This window comes from Hydrogenophaga sp., assembly GCF_026125785.1.
GTDB lineage: Bacteria > Pseudomonadota > Gammaproteobacteria > Burkholderiales > Burkholderiaceae_C > Hydrogenophaga.
In genome coordinates this window covers 279,220-297,663 of record NZ_JAHCKL010000003.1, presented here as the reverse complement: position 1 = coordinate 297,663, position 18,444 = coordinate 279,220, and the positions used below count along the sequence as shown (strand labels likewise).

Sequence of the window (18,444 nt, the reverse complement as noted above, 5' to 3'; positions counted from 1 at the left end):
GGGGCCCGCAAGGGTGGACAAGCGGCCACCCAGGTGCCTCACATCCAGTAGACCAGGATGTACAGGCCGAGCCAGACCACGTCCACGAAGTGCCAGTACCACGCCGCACCTTCGAAACCGAAGTGGCGCTGGGCCGTGAAGTGACCCTTCTGCAACCGCAGCGTGATGAACAGCAGCATCAGCATGCCCACGAACACGTGGAAACCGTGGAAGCCGGTGAGCATGAAGAAAGTGGAGCCGAACACGCCCGAGGACAGCTTGAGGTTCAGATCGGCGTAAGCGTGCGCGTATTCGTAGCCCTGCACGAACAGGAAGACGATACCCAGCAGCACGGTCATCCACATGAAGGCAATGGTCTTGCCACGGTTGCCGACTTGCAGCGCATGGTGGGCAATGGTCAGCGTCACGCCCGAGGTCAGCAGCAACGCGGTGTTGATGGTGGGCAGCCAGAACGGGCCCATGGTCTGGAACGGCTCCACGATGCCGGCCGGCGAAGCGGTGGCACCGGCCTGCAGGCTCGGCCACACGGCGGAGAAGTCCGGCCAGATCAGGGAGTTCTCGAAGTTGCCCAGCGCCGGCACCGAGTGGGTACGCGTCCACCACAGCGCGGTGAAGAAGGCGCCGAAGAACATCACTTCCGAGAAGATGAACCAGCTCATGCTCCAGCGGTAAGAAAGATCGATCTTGCGGCCGTACAGGCCGGTCTCGCTTTCGTGGACCGAATCACGGAACCACTGGAACAGCACGAACAGCCAGAAGACGAGGCCGAAAGCCAGCGAGTAGGCACCCCAGCCATGGCCATTGATCCACTGGCCCGCGCCCAGGATGACGAAAAAGAGGCCAATCGCCGCCATCACCGGATGCCGCGAGGGACCGGGGACGAAGTAGTAGGGCGTCGTGCCGTGGGTTGCTGCTGACATGCTCACTCCTGTTTTGCTTTCGCTTGTATCGGTGTCAATGGATCAAGATGCGTGGTCGTCTTCGTCTGCCCGGTCGCGGCGGCCTCAGCCGGCCACCCAGTTCACGAGCAGGATCAGTCCCAGTACGAACAGCAAGGCCATGCCCAGGCCCACGGCGATCAGGTGCAGCGGGTTGAGCTTGGCAATGTCGTTCTGGTAGTCGGCGTTGCGGCGCACACCCAGAAAACCCCAGAGAACCGCCTTGACGGTGCCCAGCAGGGACCCCTTGCGTTGGTGGACGGGCGTGGTGCTCATACGGCTCCTTCGGGTTTGGCGGCGGCAGGGCTCATGGCCTGAGGCGGCTCGTCACGCGGTGCGTCGGGCACCTTGCCGCCCACCTCGAAGAAGGTATAGGACAGCGTGATGGTGGTCACGTCCTTGGACAGCCGCGGATCGATCACGAAGGCCACCGGCCATTCCTTCTTCTCGCCAGGCTGCAGCGTGTACTGCGTGAAGCAGAAGCACTCCAGCTTGTTGAAATGCGCCGCGGCCTGCTTGGGCGCGTAGCTCGGAATGGCCTGGGCCGCCATGGTGCGGTTCTGGATGTTCTGGAACTCGTACATCACGGTGGTGAGTTCACCCGGATGCACCTGCATCGAACGCACGGCCGGCTTGAAATACCAGGGACCGCGCGCATTGGTGTCGAACTCCACGGTGATGGTGCGCGTCAGGTCGACCTGCGTATTCGCCGGCAGCTTGACGGCGGCGCCCGGCACGCGCGTCTCGGACACGGCCAGCACGTTGATGCCGAGGGCATCGCAGATCGAACGGTAGATCGGCACCAGCGCATACCCGAAGGCGAACATGCCCAGCGCGATCACGCAGAGCTTGCCCACCATCCTGAGGTTTTCGCGTTGCAGTCCCATGCGCGCCGTCCTTCGGGCTTCAGCCGCCCAGCAGAACCATCTTGCCAATGAAGCCCAGGAAGAACACCAGCGCCACCGAGGCCAGGATCAGCCCCAGGCGCAGGTTGTTCTTCTTCTGTTCGGGTGTGGTCATGGCGGTGTGCGGTCCGGTGTCTCTAGGGTCTGCTGCTTCAGCCAATCACCTTGGTGGCGGTGGCGTCCAGCTTGGGCGGGTTCTCGAAGGTGTGGAAAGGTGCGGGCGAGGGCACTTCCCACTCCAGGCCTTCCGCACCTTCCCAGGGCTTCTGCACCGCCTTCTCGCCCTTGCCACGCATGGCCGGCACGATCACGGCGAGGAAGAAGTAGACCTGGGCCAGGCCGAAACCGAAGGCACCCACGGAAGCGACGGCGTTGAAGTCCGCGAACTGCATCGGGTAGTCGGCATAGCGGCGGGGCATGCCGGCCAGACCCAGGAAGTGCATCGGGAAGAAGGTGAAGTTGAAGGAGATCATCGACCACCAGAAGTGGATCTTGCCGCGCCTCTCGCTGTACATCACGCCCGTCCACTTGGGCAGCCAGTAGTAGATGCCCGAGAACATGGCAAACAGCGAGCCCGCCACCAGCACGTAGTGGAAGTGGGCCACCACGTAATAGGTGTCCTGCATCTGGATGTCGATCGGCGCGACGGAGAGGATCAGGCCGGTGAAGCCGCCGATGGTGAACACGAAGATGAAGCCGACGGCCCACAGCATGGGCGTCTCGAAGGTCATGGAGCCCTTCCACATGGTCGCGATCCAGTTGAAGATCTTCACGCCCGTGGGCACGGCGATCAGCATGGTCGAGTACATGAAGAACAACTGGCCCGTCACCGGCATGCCGGTGGTGAACATGTGGTGCGCCCACACGACGAAGGACAGGATGGCGATGGAACCGGTGGCATAGACCATGGAGGCGTAGCCAAACAGCTTCTTGCGCGCAAAGGCCGGCACGACCTGGCTCACGATGCCGAAGGCCGGCAGGATCATGATGTACACCTCGGGGTGGCCGAAGAACCAGAAGATGTGCTGGTACATCACCGGATCGCCGCCGCCGGCGGGGTTGAAGAAGCTGGTGCCGAAATGGCGGTCGGTCAGCGTCATGGTGATCGCGCCGGCCAGCACGGGCATCACGGCGATCAGCAGGTACGCGGTGATGAGCCAGGTCCAGCAGAACATGGGCATCTTCATCAGCGTCATGCCGGGGGCGCGCATGTTCAGGATGGTCACGATGATGTTGATCGAGCCCATGATGGACGAGGCGCCGAGGATGTGCATGGCGAAGATGCCAGCGTCCATCGACGGCCCCATCTGCAGGGTCAGCGGCGCATACAGCGTCCAGCCGGCCGCCGGTGCGCCACCCGGCATGAAGAACGAGGCCACGAGCATGATGGCCGCGGGAATCATCAGCCAGAAGCTGAAGTTGTTCATCCGCGCAAAGGCCATGTCGGAAGCACCGATCTGCAGCGGAATCATCCAGTTCGCAAAGCCCACGAAGGCCGGCATGATGGCGCCGAACACCATGATCAGGCCGTGCATGGTGGTGAGCTGGTTGAACAGCTCGGGGTTCACCAGTTGCAGGCCCGGCTTGAACAGCTCGGCGCGGATCAGCAGGGCCAGCACGCCGCCCACCATCAGCATGGTGAAGGCGAACAGCAGGTACAGCGTACCGATGTCCTTGTGGTTGGTGGCATAGACCCAGCGGCGCCAGCCCGTGGGGGCGTGGTGGTCGTGATCGTGGCCGTGTGCGTCGTGGTGGTCAAGAACTGCACTCATGATCGATTCCTTAGAGACTCAATGTTGTTCTGCCAGACAGATCACTTGCGGGCGGCCAGCACTTCGGCGGGCTGCACGATCTGCTCGGTCTTGTTCGACCAGTTGTTCTTGGCAAAGGTCATGACGGCGGCCAGTTCGGTGTCCGAGAGCCGATTCCAGGCAGGCATGGCGCCATTGTTCGCACCATGCAGCAGCACCTCGATCATCTTGCCGTGGTCGGTGGCGGTGACGATGGCGGAACCATCCAGCGGCTTGATCGGGCCGGCGCCCTTGCCGTTGGCCTGGTGGCAGGCCGCGCAGTTGGCGGCGTAGACGGACTCGCCGCGCTTGACCAGGTCGGCCAGCGTCCAGACCTTGCTCGGGTCATCCGCGGCGGCGGCCATGGCCTTCTTCTGCTTGGTCACCCAGGCGGTGTAATCCTCGGCGCTCACCACTTTCACGTGGATGGGCATGTAGGCATGCTCCTTGCCACAGAGCTCGGCGCATTGGCCGTAGAAATCACCGGTCTTCTCGGCACGGAACCAGGTGTCGCGTACGAAGCCGGGAATCGCATCCTGCTTGACGCCGAAGGCCGGCACCATCCAGGCGTGGATCACGTCGTTGGCGGTGGTGATGATGCGGACCTTCTTGTTGACCGGAACCACCAGCGGGTTGTCCACCTTGAGCAGGTAGTCGATGGTGGCTTCGGGCTTGCCGCTGTTGGACATCACGCGGTGGCTGTTGTCCAGCGTGGAGAGGAAGCCGATGCCTTCGCCTTCGCCCTTGATGTAGTCGTAGCCCCACTTCCACTGCATGCCCGTGGCCTTGATGGTGAGGTCGCTGTTGGTGGTGTCCTTCTGGGCCACCAGCACCTTGGTGGCCGGCAAGGCCATGCCGATCACGATCAGCAGCGGCACGATGGTCCAGCCCAGTTCCACCCAGATCGGTTCGGCCAGGGTCTTCGACTTGTGGCCCACCGATTTGCGGTGCTTGAGGATGGAATAGAACATCACCCCAAAGACGACGACGAAGATCACCGCGCAGATGCCCATCATGAACCAGTGCAGCCAGTGCTGCTCTTCGGCAATGCGGGTCGCTGGGGGATGGAAGTTCAACTGGTTGACTGCCGGGCCGCCAGGCAGGTTGCCGACCGGCTGGGCCGCCACCGAGGTCCAAACGCCGGCCCCCAGCACCAAGGTGGCTCCCGCGGCGCGGAGCGTGGACCACCGGTTTCGCAGGGAATGCAGCGTTTTCTTCGTCGTACTCACTTTTTGCGCCTCAAATATAAGTATTGATTTATATCAATGCCGATTAGAACAAATTTTCCCGGGCTCGCCACCGAAACCCACCCAAAGCACTCACCCACCGCGCAGCGCGAAGCGGATCTCGCCGGCCAGTTGCGACCGGAGTTCGGAACGCACGAAACGCCCCACCCTGACCGACCGCCCCCCACCCCGGACTTCGATCATCTGACCGTCGCCCGGTTGCGGCTCCACCCTCACCCACTCGCGGGCGAATTCGCACCGCTCTATCCTGCCCGCCGTCTCCAGTTCCACGACCAGCCGGCCATCCACCAGGCGGATGCGCTCGGCATCGGCGGCATGGCGGGCGTACACCAGAAACGCCAGCCCCACGGTCACCACTTCCAGCGCGGCGAAAGGCAGCACCAGCGTGGCCCCCATGGACCAGAAGCCAACCGCAACACCCAGCGACACCAGGCACAGCGACGCATAGAGCCAGGCCAGTTGCGCGGGCGTGACGGAACAGTTGCGCTTGAGCGACCATTCCAGCCCCACATCGGACTGGGTCGCAAAGCGAAAGGAACCGCTGCGGGCCTGGTTCACCGACCACCACCTGTTCATCGCCGATGCAGGGAAGATGCCCTTGACGAAACGACAACCTCGCATTGTAGCGGCGCTCTACCGCCTGCCCCCCGCAGTACCGCCACATCGGAGTGGGGCACTGCGGATTCGCAGGCGATCCGCCACACGCACGGACCGTGCCCGGGCTCAGGCAGCGCTGTCGCGGCGGCGCTGCTGGCGCAACATGGCGCGCATGTCTTCCATGGACACGGCCGTGTCCGGAGCCAGCGCGACGCGCGGCACCGGCTTGTAGGCATGGCCGTAGATCACCTCGAAGGTCAGCAGCAGCCGCCCATCGGGCGAGCGGGGCAGGCCGGCTTCGATGGCTTGGCACAGGTGTTCTCGCCAGGCCCTCGAACGGCAGGCGGTGAAACGCCGTTCCGACAGATTGCGCCCCAGGCCCCGCAACTCCTCCAGCAGCGGCTGCGCGCCGCTGTACGACAAGGTGATGCGCTCCATGTCCATCACCGGTTCGGCAAAGCCGTTGTGCACCAGCATGTCGCCCCAGTCGTGCATGTCGGTGAAGTCGTGAGAGGGCGCGGGCCAGCCAGCCTGCGCGTAGACGGTTCGCAGCTCGCGCAGGCTGTCCGGGCCGAGGCAGGAGAACATCAGGAAACCATCGGTCTCGATGTGGGCGTGCCAGCGGCGGATGAGCGCTTGCGGGCGTGGCTCCATGTGCAGTTGCATGTTGGCCCAGAGCATGCGCACGCGGGTCTGGGCATCGGCGGCCTGGGGCCCTCGCGAACGCCCCCAACGCAACGGGTTCCAGGCCGCACCGCCTTCCTCCCGCGTCGCTTTCAAGGCGTCGTCCAGGCGCTCCGCGGCCACCCAGGCCTGCGCCTGCGGCAACAGGCTGCGCAAACGCTGGTGCGCCTGTACCCCGCCGCGCACCGGCTCCCAGTGCAGCCAGCTTGCGGGTGGTTCGCGGAACCATTGCAGGCGCTCGGCCATGCGCGAGGCCACTTCTTCGTGCAGCCAGGGGCTGTCGCCGTGGGCGTGCCGCTGCCAGCGCAGCGCAGCCACCGGGTCCAGGCCGGGCACCGCGGTTTCGGGTTCGGGGGGCGTGTTCAATCGGGACGCCGTCAAGCGGCAGGGGGCGGAAAGCGTCCCAGTATATTGGCCCCATGTTCAGCATATGGCGCGCATGGATGGATCGGTTGCCTGGCATCTGCCAGGTGTGTGGCGCCTGGCCGGCCCAACCGGTCTGCGTGGGCTGCGCCCGCTGCTTCGCGGGTGCCCAGGGACGATGCACCACCTGTGCCGCGCCCATGGCCGACGACATGCCGGCGTGTGGCGCCTGCCTCACACGCGCGCACCCGTCGGCGGTTCACGCCTGCGTGGCCAGCGTGGACTACGCCTATCCCTGGGACCGCCTGATCGCGCGCTTCAAGTTCCAGGGTGAGCCTGGCTGGGCCCGGGTCTTCGCGCGAGAAATGCTGGGTCAGGAGCGGGCGCGCGATCTGCTGGGCCGGTGCGCACTCATGGTGCCGGTACCGCTTACCGCATCGCGTCTGGCCCGGCGAGGCCATAACCAAGCTTGGGAACTGGCCAAGGCGGTGCGCCGGCAAGGGCGGCACATGGGGTTGCCCCTGCCCGCGCAGGCGTGCGCCGATGCCCTGGTGCGGCTGCGCGAAACACCCGATCAGCACAGCCTCACCCGCGAGCAGCGTCTGCGCAACCTGGACGGCGTGTTCGCCGCGCACCCACGGCGGACGCCGCAGATACGGGGGCAGCATGTGCTGCTGATGGACGACGTCAGCACCACCGGCGCGACGCTGGACGCGGCCGCGCAGGCGCTGCTGCAGGCGGGCGCATCGCGCGTGAGCGCGATGGTGTTTGCCAGAACCGGGTAACGCAGGCCCCGCAACCTGCCCGGCGAGATGGGCTCGCGGTACAGTCCCAGCCCACCTCAACGCCAGCACCATGTTCCACGTCGTCCTCGTCGCCCCAGAGATTCCGCCCAACACGGGCAATGTGATTCGCCTGTGCGCGAACACCGGCTGCAGCCTGCACCTGATCGAGCCCCTGGGTTTCTCCATGGAAGACCGGCTGATGCGACGCGCCGGGCTCGATTACCACGAGTACGCCGACGTGCACCGCCACGCCGACTGGGCGAGCTTTCTGGCGACGGCGGCGCCGGACCCGCAAAGACTGTTTGCCTTCACCACGCGCGGCAGCCACAGCGTGTTCGACAACCCCTTTGCGGCGGGCGATTGGCTGGTGTTCGGCTCCGAGTCCCGGGGACTGCCGGAAGACGTGCGCGCCGCTTTCCCACCGGAGCAGCGGCTGCGGCTGCCCATGCTCGAAGGCCAGCGCAGCCTCAACCTGTCCAACGCGGTGGCGGTCACGGTGTACGAAGCCTGGCGCCAGCAGCGATTTTCCCGGGCAGTTCCGTGATGCAGGTCACGCGGGTGCGGGACGCCCGTCTTCACAAGCCATGGGAAACGCGGAACATCACGCTTGCAGCCTGTTACAGGCTCGGCCGGTGATCCCGGATCGGGTCGGTCCAGCCTTTCGCCCATCCACGGGCTGCCCGGAGACCGAATTGATTTCTTCCCTTGCCCGGATCTTCGGGGTGAACATGGCGCCGCATCAGCGCCCACCCCGCACCGCCAGTCTGAAAGACCTGGCCATGATCCGCCAACAGCTGGTGCACAGCGTCGCGGACTGCACGAGCCAGACCGCGCAACGGCTGCGCTCCCGCATCGACCAGGCACGCAGCCCTCAGGAACTCTGGCTGCTGCGCAACGACGCCTTCCAGGTGATCTCGCAGCAGCACGACCAGTCGATCGCGGCCGAACGCATCAACGACCTCATCCAGTGTTTCGAAGGATGGCTTGAGCCCAAGCAACTGGTGCGCATCAAACACCAGACGCCATCGCGCCAGGCCACTCAGGGATAAAGCCGCACCAGCGACTCGGCCACGCACACAGGCCGCTCGGCGCCCTCGCGCTCCACCCGCACCAGCCACGTCAACTGCCGCCCGTCGCGTTCGATGGATTCGATGGCCTGCAGCGTCAGGTGCGCGCGCAGGCGGCTGCCCACCGGAACCGGCGCGGTGAAACGCACACGGTTGAGCCCGTAGTTCACCCCCATGCGCACGCCGCGGATGTCCAATGCGGACTCGAGAAACACCGGCAGCAGGGACAGTGTCAGAAACCCATGCGCGATCGGCCCCCCGAAAGGCCCTGCCCTGGCCCGCTCCACGTCCACATGGATCCACTGGTGGTCGCCGGTGGCCTCGGCGAAGCGGTTGACCTGCTCCTGGGTGATGCTCACCCAGTCGCTCGTGGCCACGTCTTCCTGGCCCAGGCAGGCCGCCAGTTCGGCCAGCGACTCGAAGACCCTCACCGGTCCAGCCACTCGCAGATGCCCTGCCACTGGGCGAGGTCCTTCTGCAGGCGGCCGGGCGTGACGTCGAAGAGCGTGAGACCTCGCGCGGCGAGATGCACATAGTTCTGCGTGTCACGCAAGGCACCCAGCACCGGCAGCCCCAGTCCCGTCACGAACTCGCGCAGCTTGTCCGCCGAAATGGTGCGCATGTCCACGCGCATACCCACCAGCCCCACCTGCAGCTTGCTGGCCCGGCTGGACTCGGCCAGCTCATCCAGGAAGGCGCGGGTCGCGTACATGTCGAACAGGCTGGGCTGCAGCGGCACCAGCACCTTGTCCGCCACGCGCAGCACGTCCTTGAGGCGGGCGCCATGCAGGCCTGCCGGCGTGTCCAGCACCACATGGGTCACATCCTTCGGGGGCCGCCCCACCTGGTCCTCGGACACCTCCCAGGTCTGGATCGGTCGTGCCTGCGGTGGTCGCAGCTTGAGCCAGAGGGCCGACGACTGCTGCCGGTCGGCATCGCCGAGCATGACCGAATGTCCCTGGCGGGCAAAGTAGCCGGCGACATTGGTCGACAGCGTGGACTTGCCCACGCCTCCTTTGGGATTGGCAACCACCACGATGGGCATGTGAAGCTCCTTGGCGAGTGTGTAGACCCCCATCCGAACGTTGCGGCGGGGAGGGCGGAAGGAACCCTATGGTATCGCCACCGCGTCCCACACCAATTTGCAGCCGGTCAGGAACATACCGGTATAGACCATCTTGTAGAACAAAGAGGGCTGGATGCGGTGCGCGATCCTCACACCGATCCACACGCCCACGGGCGCCAACGGCAGCAGCACCAGCGAGGTGGTCATGTTGCGCAGATCCAGCAGGCCCAGCCAGGCATAGGGCACCCACTTGGCCAGATTGATGAAGAAAAAGAAGTACGCCATGGTGCCTGTGAACAGCAGCGGAGACAGCCGCAACGGGATCACATAGGCGTTGATGGGCGGCCCCCCCGCATGCGCGATGAAGCTGGTAAAGCCGGAGGTGGCGCTGAGCAACGAACCCATCCACCGCGGCGGTGGGGGGCTGTCAGGCCGTGGCGGAAACAGCAGGCGCTGGGCCAGGAAAAGCAGCGTGAACACGCCCACGATGCCTGCCACCACACGGGCGTCGAGCAACTTGAAGAGCAGCGTTCCGATCACGATGCCTGCCAGCCCCGAAGGCAACAGGAACCACAGCAGGCGACGGTCCACACTCTTGCGGAACGCCGCCATGCCCAGCACGTCCATGAGCAGCAGCACCGGCATGAGGATGGCGGCAGCCTGCGGCACGCTGACCGCCAGAGCCATCAGCGGCACGGCCAGCGAGCCGAAGCCGGCGCCAAAGCCGCTCTTGCTGATGCCCAGCAAGAGCACGGCAGGCACCGCGACGGCGTAGAAATGGGGATCGGTGATGAGAGGGAAGTTCAAGCCTGGGATTGTCGCCGTTCCGCAGTGGGCACCTGAAACGCGACAATCCGCCCATGCACAACGTTCAGTTCTGGGGCGAAACCGTGCGCCTGCTGGTGGAACTCGCCGCCACCGCCGCATTCGCCCTCTCCGGCATCCTCATGGGAGCGCGCACACGGCTCGACGCGGTGGGTGTCGCAGTGGTCGGCTTTCTCGCCGCGTTTGGCGGCGGCACCCTGCGCGACCTGTTGCTCGATCAACGCCCCTTCTTCTGGGTGCGCCACGTCGAGCTGCTCTGGGGCGTGCTGGGGCTGTGCCTGCTGGCCATGCTGTTCCTGCGCGGTCGGCACGTAAAGCTGACCGAGCGCGCCATCCAATGGCCCGACGCACTCGGCCTGGGCCTGTTCACCGCCACGGGCGTCCACCAGGCGCTGCTGCTGGACATGCCGGCGCTGGTGGCCGTGCTCATGGGTCTGATCACCGGCGTGTTCGGCGGCGTGCTGCGCGACGTGGTCTGCAACGAAATCCCCACCGCCTTCCGAGACCACCGACCCTACGCCGTCTGCGCATTCGCCGGCGGCTGGCTGTACGTCGGCCTGTGGGAACTGCAGGCACCGGGCTGGGCGTCCCTGGTGGCCTGCGTGGTCTTCACCGCCGGCCTGCGCGGCCTGGCCCTGTGGCGCAACTGGCAGTTGCCGGCTTGGCGGCTGTAACACCCCACACCGAACCTCAAAGCCGCCCCAACCGAGCCCGCTCCTTCACGTGGGCCCACCCTCCAGACTGAGCCAACTTCCGCTCGGGCAGAGTCACCCCCATTCGGGCTGAGTCACCCCCCGTTCGGGCTGAGTCCCCCCCGTTCGGGCTGAGCCTGTCGAAGCCCCTCCCCACCCTCAGACCTTCTCCAGCACCACCGCGATGCCCTGCCCCACGCCGATGCACATGGTGCACAGCGCATACCGCCCACCGGTGGTGTGCAGTCGGTTGACCGCCGTGGTGGCCAGACGTGCGCCGCTGGCACCCAGCGGATGGCCCAGCGCGATCGCCCCACCCCAGGCATTGACACGCTCGTCGTCGTCCTTCAGCCCCAGCAGGCGCAGCACCGCCAGCCCCTGCGCCGCAAACGCCTCATTGAGTTCGATCACATCCATCTGTGCCAACGAAAGCCCCGTGAGCGCCAGCACCTTCTCCGTGGCCGGCGCCGGGCCAATGCCCATGACGCGCGGCGCCACGCCGGCCGTGGCCATGCCCACCACGCGCGCGCGCGGCGTGAGCCCGTGCTTTGCTGCCGAAGCTTCGTCGGCCAGCAGGAGCGCACAGGAGCCGTCGTTGACCCCGCTTGCGTTGCCCGCGGTCACCGACCCCTCCGGTTTCACCACGCCCTTGAGTTTGGCCAGTGCCTCCAGGCTGGTGCTGCGCGGATGCTCGTCGTGCTCGACCAGCACAGGATCGCCCTTCTTCTGCGGAATGCTCACCGGCACGATCTCGCGCGCCAGGTGGCCGGCCTGCTGCGCCGCCACCGCCTTGAGCTGGCTGGCCAGGGCCATGCGGTCCTGCGCCTCGCGCTCGATCTTGTAGTCCACCGCCACGTTCTCGGCGGTCTCCGGCATGGAGTCGACGCCGAACTGCGCTTTCATCAGCTTGTTCACGAAACGCCAACCGATGGTGGTGTCGTAGACCGCGTTCGAGCGGCTGAACGCGCTCTCCGCCTTGGGCATCACGAAGGGCGCGCGGCTCATGCTCTCCACGCCACCGGCGATCATCAGGCCGGCTTCACCGGCCTTGATGGCCCGCGCGGCCGTGCCCACCGCGTCCAGTCCCGAACCACACAGCCGGTTGATGGTGGCGCCAGGCACCTCCAGCGGCAACCCCGACAACAGGCCCGCCATGCGCGCCACGTTGCGGTTGTCCTCGCCAGCCTGGTTGGCGCAGCCGTAGATCACATCCACCACCGCCGCCCAGTCCACCCCGGGGTTGCGCTGCATCAGCGCCCGGATGGGAATGGCGGCCAGATCGTCGGTGCGCACACTGGAGAGAGCGCCGCCGTAGCGGCCGATGGGGGTACGGATGGCGTCGCAGATGAAAGCGTGTCGGGTCATGGTTGGGTTCCTCGGGTCAACCCCGCACTGTACCCAAACCCGTTGGGGGTCTCGCGTGGAGGACAATCCAGGCACGATGTTCAACCCCTCCCAAGCCGACGTCCGCCGTTTTTTCTGCTCGGTCCACACGAAACGCCTGCAGCAGCAACCCATGGAGGCGATCGAGGTCCTCGCCGGGCAATGGATCGGCGAACATCCCGAATACCACGAAGAACTGTCCGACCTGGACGGCGCCCTGGCGCGGCTGGCCCAGGCCGATGCCGGGCGCGAGAACCCGTTTCTGCATCTGTCCATGCACCTGTCCATCAGCGAGCAGTGCAGCATCGACCAGCCGCCGGGCATACGGCAGGCGGTGGAATTGCTGGCAGCGCGGCGCGGTGACCTGCATGCGGCGCACCATGAGGTGATGGAGTGCCTGGGCCGCATGCTCTGGGAGAGCCAGCGCGCCGGACGTCCGCCCGATGGACAGGCCTACATCGACGCCGTCCGGCGGCGGGCCACGCGCGACTGAAGCCTGGGGGCCCAAACAGAAAAGCCGTCTTGCGACGGCTTTCTGCGGGTGAGCATGGCGCGGATCAGCGGAAACGCGACTGGGGCACGACCTTGAGTTCGCCATCGACCGTGGACAGGTACTTGGCGATCTCGCGCATCTCGGCGTGGGTGAATTGCTTGGCGATGCCCGCCATGACGCCATTGGAGCGGCCGATCATGTTGTTGCCCTCGACGGTGTAGGACTTGAGCGCGACAAACAGGTAGTCGGCGTGCTGGCCACCGATCTTGGGATAGCTGGGGTCGATGGGCTTGCTGAAGTTGGCGCCGTGGCAAGAGGCACAGGCCCCCTTCTCGATCAGCGCGGCGGCGGCGGTGCCGGCGGTGCGGGGTGTTTCGGCGGCCGTCTTGCCAGCGCCTTGTGACGCATAGAACGCCGCCAGGTCCGCCATGTCCTGATCGCTGAGCGAGCCCGCGATGCCACGCATCGTGGGGTGCTTGCGGTCGCCCTTCTTGTAGGCGTGCAGCGCGGCGGAGATGTAGGCGCCGGACTGGCCCGAGATCATGGGCACCTTGTGGATTTCGGGGAAGGCGTTCTGGTAACCGGGAATGCCGTGGCAGCCGATGCACATCTCGGCCTTCTTCTGGCCGGCCTGCACATCACCCGTCACGCCCTGGGCCTGTGCGGAAATGGCCACGGCGGAGAACGTCGCAGCGGCGACAAGGGTACGGGCGATCGTGGACAACGTTTGAATCATTTTGCAAGCACAATGAATGGAACGGCTGGGGAAAATCAACCGGTGATTATATAGACTGGGCTCAACCACCCCCCGTATCCCGACCTGCCAACCACTGCATATTGCCGCGCCCATGAAATTCCAAGGCTCCCAGAACTACGTCGCTACCCAGGATCTGATGCTGGCGGTCAACGCCGCGATCACTTTGCAGCGCCCGCTGCTGGTCAAGGGAGAGCCCGGCACCGGCAAGACCATGCTGGCCGAAGAGGTTGCACAGGCGCTGGACATGCCGCTGCTGCAGTGGCACATCAAGAGCACCACCAAAGCCCAGCAGGGCCTGTACGAGTACGACGCCGTGAGCCGGCTGCGCGACTCGCAACTGGCCGAGCACGACAGCGCCGAGCGCGTCAAGGACATCCGGAACTACATCGTCAAGGGCGTGCTGTGGCAGGCCTTCACGGCCGACCGGCCGGTGGCGCTGCTGATCGACGAGATCGACAAGGCCGACATCGAGTTCCCCAACGACCTCCTGCGCGAACTCGACCGCATGGAGTTCTACTGCTACGAGACGCGCGAGCTGATCCGTGCGAAGCACCGGCCGCTGGTGTTCATCACGTCGAACAACGAAAAGGAGTTGCCCGACGCCTTCCTGCGCCGCTGCTTCTTCCACTACATCAAGTTCCCCGACGCCGAGACCATGCAGCGCATCGTGGACGTGCACTTCCCCAAGCTCAAGAAGGAGCTGCTGGCCGCGGCCATGAAGACCTTCTACGACGTGCGCAACCTGCCCGGGCTGAAGAAGAAGCCCAGCACCTCGGAACTGCTGGACTGGCTCAAGCTGCTGATGGCGGAAGACATTCCGCTGGAAGCGCTGCAGAGTGCGGACAGCAAGGTCAGCGTGCCGCCGCTGGTGGGCGCGTTGCTCAAGAACGAGCAGGACACCACGCTGTTCGAGAAGCTGGTGTTCATGAACCAGAGGAACCGATGAGCTTCGTGACCCCGGTGACGCTGCGCGACCTTGGCGTGCGCCTTGAGCCCTTGGAACTGGCGCATGAGCCAGGGCTGGCCGCGGCCGCCGCTGATGGCGAACTGTGGCGGCTGCGCATCACCTCCGTGCCCGAGCCCGACCAGACCCGCGCCTATATCGAGAGCGCGCTGCAGATGCGCGCCGAAGGCCACCGCTTCGCTTTTGCGGTCATCGCGGAGTCCTCCGGTCGCGTCCTGGGCTCCACCAGCTACCACGACATCCTGCCGGCCGTGAAGCGGGTGGAAATTGGCTACACCTGGTACGCAAAAAGCGCGCAGCGCACCCACGTCAACACCACCTGCAAGCTGCTGATGATGGGCCATGCCTTCGACACCCTGGGCTGCCACGTGGTCGGCTGGCGCACGGACAATTTCAACTTCGCCTCGCAGCAGGCCATCGAGCGCCTGGGCGCCCGCAAGGATGGCGTCATCCGCGGCCACGCCCTGCGGCGCGACGGCACCATCCGCGACACCGTGATGTACAGCATGCGGGCGGGCGAATGGCCCGAGGCCCGCGCGCAGTTGCTGTACCTGCGCGGCCGCCACGGCTGAATGATGGACATGGGCACTGGGAGATCGCCATGCTGATCGACTTCTTCTACACCCTGCGCTCGGCCAAGCTGCCGGTTTCGGTCAAGGAATACCTGGTGCTGCTGGAAGCGCTGCAGGCCGACGTGGTCGGGCCGCGCAACCCGGACGCCTGTTCCATGGACGACTTCTACTTCCTGGCGCGCGCCGCGCTGGTGAAGGACGAGAAGCACTACGACAAGTTCGACCGTGCCTTCGCCGCCTACTTCAAGGGCGTGGAGATGATCGCGGATTTCACCAAGCCGATCCCGGCCGACTGGCTGCGCCAGGAGATGGAGCGCATCCTCTCCGAAGAGCAGAAGGCGAATGCGCCGAAGATGGACTGGGACGAGCTCATGGATACCTTGCGCAAGCGCCTGGAGGAGCAGAAGGAGCGGCACGAGGGTGGCAGCAAATGGATCGGCACCGGCGGCACCTCACCTTTTGGCAACGGCGGCGTGAACCCGCAGGGCATACGCATTGGCGGCAAGGGCGGCGGCAAGACCGCCGTGAAGGTGTGGGAGCAGCGCGCCTACCGCGACTACGACGACACGCAGGAACTGGGCACGCGCAACATCAAGGTGGCGCTGCGGCGCCTGCGCAAGTTCGCGCGCGAAGGCAACGACCTGGAACTCGACCTGCCCGACACCATCCGCTCCACCGCGGCGAATGCCGGCTACCTGGACATCCGCATGATCCCGGAGCGGCACAACAACGTGAAGGTGCTGCTGCTCATGGACGTGGGCGGCACGATGGACGAACACATACAGCGGGTGGAAGAACTGTTTTCGGCGGTGAAGAGCGAGTTCAAGCACCTGGAGTTCTATTACTTTCACAACTGCGTCTACGACTTCATGTGGAAGAACAACCGCCGCCGCTACGCGGAGAAGTTCCCGACCTGGGACATCATCCGCAAGTACAACAAGGACTACAAGCTCATCTTCGTGGGCGATGCGACCATGAGTCCTTACGAAATCTTGCAACCTGGCGGCAGCGTGGAATACAACAACGAAGAGGCGGGTGCAGAGTGGCTGCAGCGCCTCACGCACGCGTTTCCCCGGTTCGCTTGGATCAACCCGGAACCTCAAGGGGTGTGGCAGTATCGACAGAGCATCAGCGTCATCCAGCAGTTGATGGGCCAGCGCATGTTCCCGCTGACCCTCAAGGGGCTGGAAGACACCATGCGCCTGCTGTCGAAATAAGCCCACATGACATGTGTTCTCCCGGCCGGGCTTGCCCGGGCCTGGTTTCTCCTGCTTTGCGCTGCCGTGGTATTCGCAGCGCCGTTCCCGGCCGAGGCCCAGGCGCCGTCGGCGGTCGAGGCTGCCCCGGCGGGCGGTGCGGCGGCGACGCCAGCAGCAACGGACGCTGAGGCCGACGCCGACGATGCCGGCGACAGCGCGCAAGAGCGCGCGGCACAGGAGCGCCGTCTGGCACGGGCCCAGCGCGCGCCAGCGGGCCCGCGCTTCGAGATCGACCTGCAGGCCGGCGACGAGGCCATCCAGGCGTTCCTGCTGCGCCACCTGGAATTGCAACGCTACCGGGAGCTGCGCAATCTCGACGCCAACGAGCTGGGTCGCCTGCTGGTGCTGGCCCCGGCCAACGTGCGTGAGTTGCTCGCCACCCTCGGGCACTTCGCCCCGAAGGTGGAGGTCCTCGCGCCGCCCGGGCTGGGTGAAGCGGTGAGCGAAGACCGGTCCGCCAACGGCGCGGGCAACGCGCCACGCCCCCTGGGCACGGTGATCATCAAGGTCGAGCCAGGCCCGGTCACGCAGGTGGTCTCGGTGAACGTTTCCTTCGTCGGGGACATTTCCAGCCGGCCGGAGGCCGCCGAACAACGCGCGGAGATCCAGCGCGAAGCCGGCCTCATCGAGGGACTGCCTTTCACGCAGGCCGACTGGGATGCCGCCAAGACGGCCGCGCTGCGGCGGCTGGTGGCGCAGCGCTACCCGCTGGGCAAGGTGCAGAACAGCCTGGCCGACATCGACGCACAGGCCAACCAGGCGCGGCTCTACATAGAGCTCGACTCCGGCCGCGCCATGCGCATGGGCGAGGTCGTGGTGCAGGGCGCGCAACGCTACGACGGCATCACTGCCGAACGGCTGGTGCGCCTCTCGGGCATCGCGCCAGAAAGCGACTACGACCTGGGCAAGCTGCAGGACGCGCAGCGGCGCCTGGCCGAGAGCGGCTACTACGACTCGGTGTTCGTGTATGTCGACCCCACGCCCGATGGCAGCGACACGCTGCCGGTGATGGTGCAGTTGCGCGAGAGCAAGCGGCAGAAGGTGGTGTTCGGCGTGGGGGGCAGCACCGACAACGGCGCGCGCATCTCGCTGGAGCACACCCACAACAGCGTGCCCGGCCTGGGCTGGCGTGCGCTGAGCAAGCTGCAGCTCGAACGCAACGACCAGCTCGCCAACACGGACTGGAGTTCGCCGCCCGACGACGATGGCTGGCGCAAGATCTTCGGTGCCCAGGCGGCGCGGCAACTGGACAGCTTCACCACCACCAGCAGCCAACGCCTGCGCGCGGGCCAGGCGCAGGTGGGGGTGGAGTTCGACCGCAGCTTCTACCTGCAGTACGACCGCGCCCGCGTGGTCAACAACGTGGTGCCGGGCGCCCTCGACGCCAGCGCCGATGCCGCCATCAGCGCCAACTACGCCTGGACGCGCCGGCGCTTCGACGACCTGATCTTTCCCAACCGGGGCTACGGCCTGGCGGTGGAGCTGGGCGCCGGCTACACGCTGGGCGGCACCCGAGTGCCCTTTGGGCGCACGCAGGCACGCTGGCTCACCTACTGGCCGCTGGGTGCTGCGGCGGCCGCCGCCGAGCCCACTCCGGGCCAGGCACGCGACGTGAACGCCTCGCGCCGCACCCAACTGGGCCGCCTGGCACTGCGCGTCGAAGGCGGAGCGGTGGTCGCGCGCGACGATGCGCCGATCCCAGAGACGCAGCTCTTCATCACCGGCGGTGACAACACGGTGCGTGGCTACGGCCTGCGCGACATCGGCGTGCGCCGCGCCGACGGCAGCATCGGCCCTGGCCGCTACAAGGCCGTGGTCAGCCTGGAATGGCAGCGCCCGATCTGGAACGCGGACAACCGGTCCAACTGGGAGAACGTGATCTTCATCGACGGCGGCGCCATCGCCAACAAGGCCGGCGACCTCAAGCCGGTCTGGGGCGTGGGCACCGGTATCCGCTACAACAGCCCCGTGGGCCCGCTGCAGCTGGACCTGGCCTATGGCCTGGAGACCCGCCGCCTGCGCCTGCACCTCAACGTGGGCTTCACCTTCTGAGCGCG

General features: G+C 66.0%; 22 protein-coding genes. 9 read left to right on the top strand and 13 right to left on the bottom strand.

Features of this window, described 5'->3' with window-relative positions:
• Positions 1-38: 38 nt before the first annotated feature.
• From KIT53_RS05395 to KIT53_RS05360, 8 genes are all read right to left on the bottom strand, one after another.
• Positions 39-920 (bottom strand): cytochrome c oxidase subunit 3, encoded by an 882-nt coding sequence (locus KIT53_RS05395; RefSeq protein WP_297748807.1) that lies wholly within the window; start codon positions 918-920, stop codon positions 39-41.
• Between the two features lie 84 nt (positions 921-1,004).
• The gene (locus tag KIT53_RS05390) at positions 1,005-1,214 is read right to left on the bottom strand and encodes a DUF2970 domain-containing protein (protein WP_297748804.1); all 210 of its coding nucleotides are present in this window, start codon (positions 1,212-1,214) and stop codon (positions 1,005-1,007) included.
• Positions 1,211-1,825, bottom strand: a complete 615-nt coding sequence (locus KIT53_RS05385; RefSeq protein WP_297748801.1) for a cytochrome c oxidase assembly protein — start codon at positions 1,823-1,825, stop codon at positions 1,211-1,213. Before KIT53_RS05385 ends, KIT53_RS05390 begins: the two co-directional genes overlap by 4 nt.
• Positions 1,826-1,844: 19 nt before the next feature.
• Complete coding sequence (locus tag KIT53_RS05380) at positions 1,845-1,958, bottom strand: cytochrome oxidase small assembly protein (RefSeq protein WP_297748797.1); 114 nt, start codon at positions 1,956-1,958, stop codon at positions 1,845-1,847.
• Between the two features lie 37 nt (positions 1,959-1,995).
• Positions 1,996-3,615 carry a cytochrome c oxidase subunit I gene (ctaD, locus tag KIT53_RS05375; protein WP_297748794.1) on the bottom strand — a complete coding sequence of 540 codons (1,620 nt, stop codon included), beginning with the start codon at positions 3,613-3,615 and terminating at the stop codon, positions 1,996-1,998.
• Positions 3,616-3,656: 41 nt separating this feature from the next.
• A complete protein-coding gene (gene coxB / locus KIT53_RS05370; RefSeq protein WP_297748791.1) occupies positions 3,657-4,790 on the bottom strand; it encodes a cytochrome c oxidase subunit II in 1,134 nt (377 codons plus the stop codon).
• A 162-nt stretch (positions 4,791-4,952) separates the two neighbouring features.
• Positions 4,953-5,456: a DUF2244 domain-containing protein gene (locus KIT53_RS05365; RefSeq protein WP_297748788.1), complete on the bottom strand. Its 504-nt coding sequence runs from the start codon at positions 5,454-5,456 to the stop codon at positions 4,953-4,955.
• A 147-nt stretch (positions 5,457-5,603) separates the two neighbouring features.
• Positions 5,604-6,527 (bottom strand): biotin synthase, encoded by a 924-nt coding sequence (locus KIT53_RS05360; protein ID WP_297748787.1) that lies wholly within the window; start codon positions 6,525-6,527, stop codon positions 5,604-5,606.
• Between the two features lie 53 nt (positions 6,528-6,580).
• On the opposite strand from KIT53_RS05360, the gene KIT53_RS05355 reads away from it, so the two are divergent.
• The 3 genes from KIT53_RS05355 to KIT53_RS05345 all read left to right on the top strand — a co-directional run bounded on the left by KIT53_RS05355 (position 6,581) and on the right by KIT53_RS05345 (position 8,358).
• Positions 6,581-7,309, top strand: coding sequence for a phosphoribosyltransferase family protein (locus KIT53_RS05355; protein WP_297748784.1), 729 nt, complete (start codon positions 6,581-6,583; stop codon positions 7,307-7,309).
• Positions 7,310-7,379: 70 nt separating this feature from the next.
• A complete protein-coding gene (trmL, locus tag KIT53_RS05350; protein ID WP_297748781.1) occupies positions 7,380-7,853 on the top strand; it encodes a tRNA (uridine(34)/cytosine(34)/5-carboxymethylaminomethyluridine(34)-2'-O)-methyltransferase TrmL in 474 nt (157 codons plus the stop codon).
• Between the two features lie 235 nt (positions 7,854-8,088).
• The gene (locus KIT53_RS05345; RefSeq protein WP_297748778.1) at positions 8,089-8,358 is read left to right on the top strand and encodes a hypothetical protein; all 270 of its coding nucleotides are present in this window, start codon (positions 8,089-8,091) and stop codon (positions 8,356-8,358) included.
• Here the strand turns inward: KIT53_RS05345 and KIT53_RS05340 are convergent.
• The 3 genes from KIT53_RS05340 to KIT53_RS05330 all read right to left on the bottom strand — a co-directional run bounded on the left by KIT53_RS05340 (position 8,349) and on the right by KIT53_RS05330 (position 10,249).
• Positions 8,349-8,807 carry a MaoC family dehydratase gene (locus KIT53_RS05340; RefSeq protein ID WP_297748775.1) on the bottom strand — a complete coding sequence of 153 codons (459 nt, stop codon included), beginning with the start codon at positions 8,805-8,807 and terminating at the stop codon, positions 8,349-8,351. The genes KIT53_RS05345 and KIT53_RS05340 overlap by 10 nt on opposite strands.
• Positions 8,804-9,421, bottom strand: coding sequence for a ParA family protein (locus tag KIT53_RS05335; RefSeq protein ID WP_297748772.1), 618 nt, complete (start codon positions 9,419-9,421; stop codon positions 8,804-8,806). Before KIT53_RS05335 ends, KIT53_RS05340 begins: the two co-directional genes overlap by 4 nt.
• Positions 9,422-9,487: 66 nt before the next feature.
• Positions 9,488-10,249 carry a sulfite exporter TauE/SafE family protein gene (locus tag KIT53_RS05330; protein ID WP_297748769.1) on the bottom strand — a complete coding sequence of 254 codons (762 nt, stop codon included), beginning with the start codon at positions 10,247-10,249 and terminating at the stop codon, positions 9,488-9,490.
• A 53-nt stretch (positions 10,250-10,302) separates the two neighbouring features.
• Here KIT53_RS05330 and KIT53_RS05325 point away from each other — a divergent pair, with 53 nt between their 5' ends.
• Positions 10,303-10,941: a trimeric intracellular cation channel family protein gene (locus KIT53_RS05325; RefSeq protein ID WP_297748766.1), complete on the top strand. Its 639-nt coding sequence runs from the start codon at positions 10,303-10,305 to the stop codon at positions 10,939-10,941.
• A 177-nt stretch (positions 10,942-11,118) separates the two neighbouring features.
• On the opposite strand, the gene pcaF is transcribed toward KIT53_RS05325, so the two are convergent.
• Positions 11,119-12,324, bottom strand: coding sequence for a 3-oxoadipyl-CoA thiolase (gene pcaF, locus KIT53_RS05320; RefSeq protein ID WP_297748763.1), 1,206 nt, complete (start codon positions 12,322-12,324; stop codon positions 11,119-11,121).
• A gap of 76 nt (positions 12,325-12,400) precedes the next feature.
• Here pcaF and KIT53_RS05315 point away from each other — a divergent pair, with 76 nt between their 5' ends.
• Positions 12,401-12,835 (top strand): DUF1841 family protein, encoded by a 435-nt coding sequence (locus KIT53_RS05315; protein ID WP_297748759.1) that lies wholly within the window; start codon positions 12,401-12,403, stop codon positions 12,833-12,835.
• A 64-nt stretch (positions 12,836-12,899) separates the two neighbouring features.
• Here KIT53_RS05315 and KIT53_RS05310 read toward each other — a convergent pair whose 3' ends face one another.
• Positions 12,900-13,571, bottom strand: a complete 672-nt coding sequence (locus tag KIT53_RS05310) for a c-type cytochrome (protein WP_297748756.1) — start codon at positions 13,569-13,571, stop codon at positions 12,900-12,902.
• A 112-nt stretch (positions 13,572-13,683) separates the two neighbouring features.
• On the opposite strand from KIT53_RS05310, the gene KIT53_RS05305 reads away from it, so the two are divergent.
• From KIT53_RS05305 to KIT53_RS05290, 4 genes are read left to right on the top strand one after another with little or no spacing between them, the layout of a single operon-like run.
• Positions 13,684-14,538 carry a MoxR family ATPase gene (locus KIT53_RS05305; protein ID WP_297748753.1) on the top strand — a complete coding sequence of 285 codons (855 nt, stop codon included), beginning with the start codon at positions 13,684-13,686 and terminating at the stop codon, positions 14,536-14,538.
• A complete protein-coding gene (locus tag KIT53_RS05300) occupies positions 14,535-15,128 on the top strand; it encodes a GNAT family N-acetyltransferase (RefSeq protein ID WP_297748750.1) in 594 nt (197 codons plus the stop codon). The genes KIT53_RS05305 and KIT53_RS05300 overlap by 4 nt, the downstream gene beginning before the upstream one ends.
• 29 nt (positions 15,129-15,157) lie before the next feature.
• On the top strand, positions 15,158-16,345 hold the full coding sequence (locus KIT53_RS05295) for a VWA domain-containing protein (protein ID WP_297748747.1): 1,188 nt from the start codon (positions 15,158-15,160) through the stop codon (positions 16,343-16,345).
• 6 nt (positions 16,346-16,351) lie between these two features.
• Positions 16,352-18,439 carry a BamA/TamA family outer membrane protein gene (locus KIT53_RS05290; protein WP_297748744.1) on the top strand — a complete coding sequence of 696 codons (2,088 nt, stop codon included), beginning with the start codon at positions 16,352-16,354 and terminating at the stop codon, positions 18,437-18,439.
• The last annotated feature ends 5 nt before the right edge of the window (positions 18,440-18,444 follow it).

What these genes read in the sequence shown, in the direction of transcription:
- KIT53_RS05390 (WP_297748804.1), bottom strand. Translation starts at nt 1,214, where the DNA reads ATGAGCACCACGCCCGTCCACCAACGCAAGGGGTCCCTGCTGGGCACC.
- KIT53_RS05380 (WP_297748797.1), bottom strand. Translation starts at nt 1,958, where the DNA reads ATGACCACACCCGAACAGAAGAAGAACAACCTGCGCCTGGGGCTGATC.
- KIT53_RS05315 (WP_297748759.1), top strand. Translation starts at nt 12,401, where the DNA reads ATGTTCAACCCCTCCCAAGCCGACGTCCGCCGTTTTTTCTGCTCGGTC.
- KIT53_RS05395 (WP_297748807.1), bottom strand. Translation starts at nt 920, where the DNA reads ATGTCAGCAGCAACCCACGGCACGACGCCCTACTACTTCGTCCCCGGT.
- KIT53_RS05290 (WP_297748744.1), top strand. Translation starts at nt 16,352, where the DNA reads ATGACATGTGTTCTCCCGGCCGGGCTTGCCCGGGCCTGGTTTCTCCTG.
- trmL (WP_297748781.1), top strand. Translation starts at nt 7,380, where the DNA reads ATGTTCCACGTCGTCCTCGTCGCCCCAGAGATTCCGCCCAACACGGGC.
- KIT53_RS05365 (WP_297748788.1), bottom strand. Translation starts at nt 5,456, where the DNA reads ATGAACAGGTGGTGGTCGGTGAACCAGGCCCGCAGCGGTTCCTTTCGC.
- KIT53_RS05305 (WP_297748753.1), top strand. Translation starts at nt 13,684, where the DNA reads ATGAAATTCCAAGGCTCCCAGAACTACGTCGCTACCCAGGATCTGATG.
- KIT53_RS05355 (WP_297748784.1), top strand. Translation starts at nt 6,581, where the DNA reads ATGTTCAGCATATGGCGCGCATGGATGGATCGGTTGCCTGGCATCTGC.
- KIT53_RS05325 (WP_297748766.1), top strand. Translation starts at nt 10,303, where the DNA reads ATGCACAACGTTCAGTTCTGGGGCGAAACCGTGCGCCTGCTGGTGGAA.
- KIT53_RS05335 (WP_297748772.1), bottom strand. Translation starts at nt 9,421, where the DNA reads ATGCCCATCGTGGTGGTTGCCAATCCCAAAGGAGGCGTGGGCAAGTCC.
- ctaD (WP_297748794.1), bottom strand. Translation starts at nt 3,615, where the DNA reads ATGAGTGCAGTTCTTGACCACCACGACGCACACGGCCACGATCACGAC.
- KIT53_RS05345 (WP_297748778.1), top strand. Translation starts at nt 8,089, where the DNA reads ATGATCCGCCAACAGCTGGTGCACAGCGTCGCGGACTGCACGAGCCAG.
- KIT53_RS05300 (WP_297748750.1), top strand. Translation starts at nt 14,535, where the DNA reads ATGAGCTTCGTGACCCCGGTGACGCTGCGCGACCTTGGCGTGCGCCTT.
- KIT53_RS05385 (WP_297748801.1), bottom strand. Translation starts at nt 1,825, where the DNA reads ATGGGACTGCAACGCGAAAACCTCAGGATGGTGGGCAAGCTCTGCGTG.
- KIT53_RS05295 (WP_297748747.1), top strand. Translation starts at nt 15,158, where the DNA reads ATGCTGATCGACTTCTTCTACACCCTGCGCTCGGCCAAGCTGCCGGTT.
- KIT53_RS05310 (WP_297748756.1), bottom strand. Translation starts at nt 13,571, where the DNA reads ATGATTCAAACGTTGTCCACGATCGCCCGTACCCTTGTCGCCGCTGCG.
- pcaF (WP_297748763.1), bottom strand. Translation starts at nt 12,324, where the DNA reads ATGACCCGACACGCTTTCATCTGCGACGCCATCCGTACCCCCATCGGC.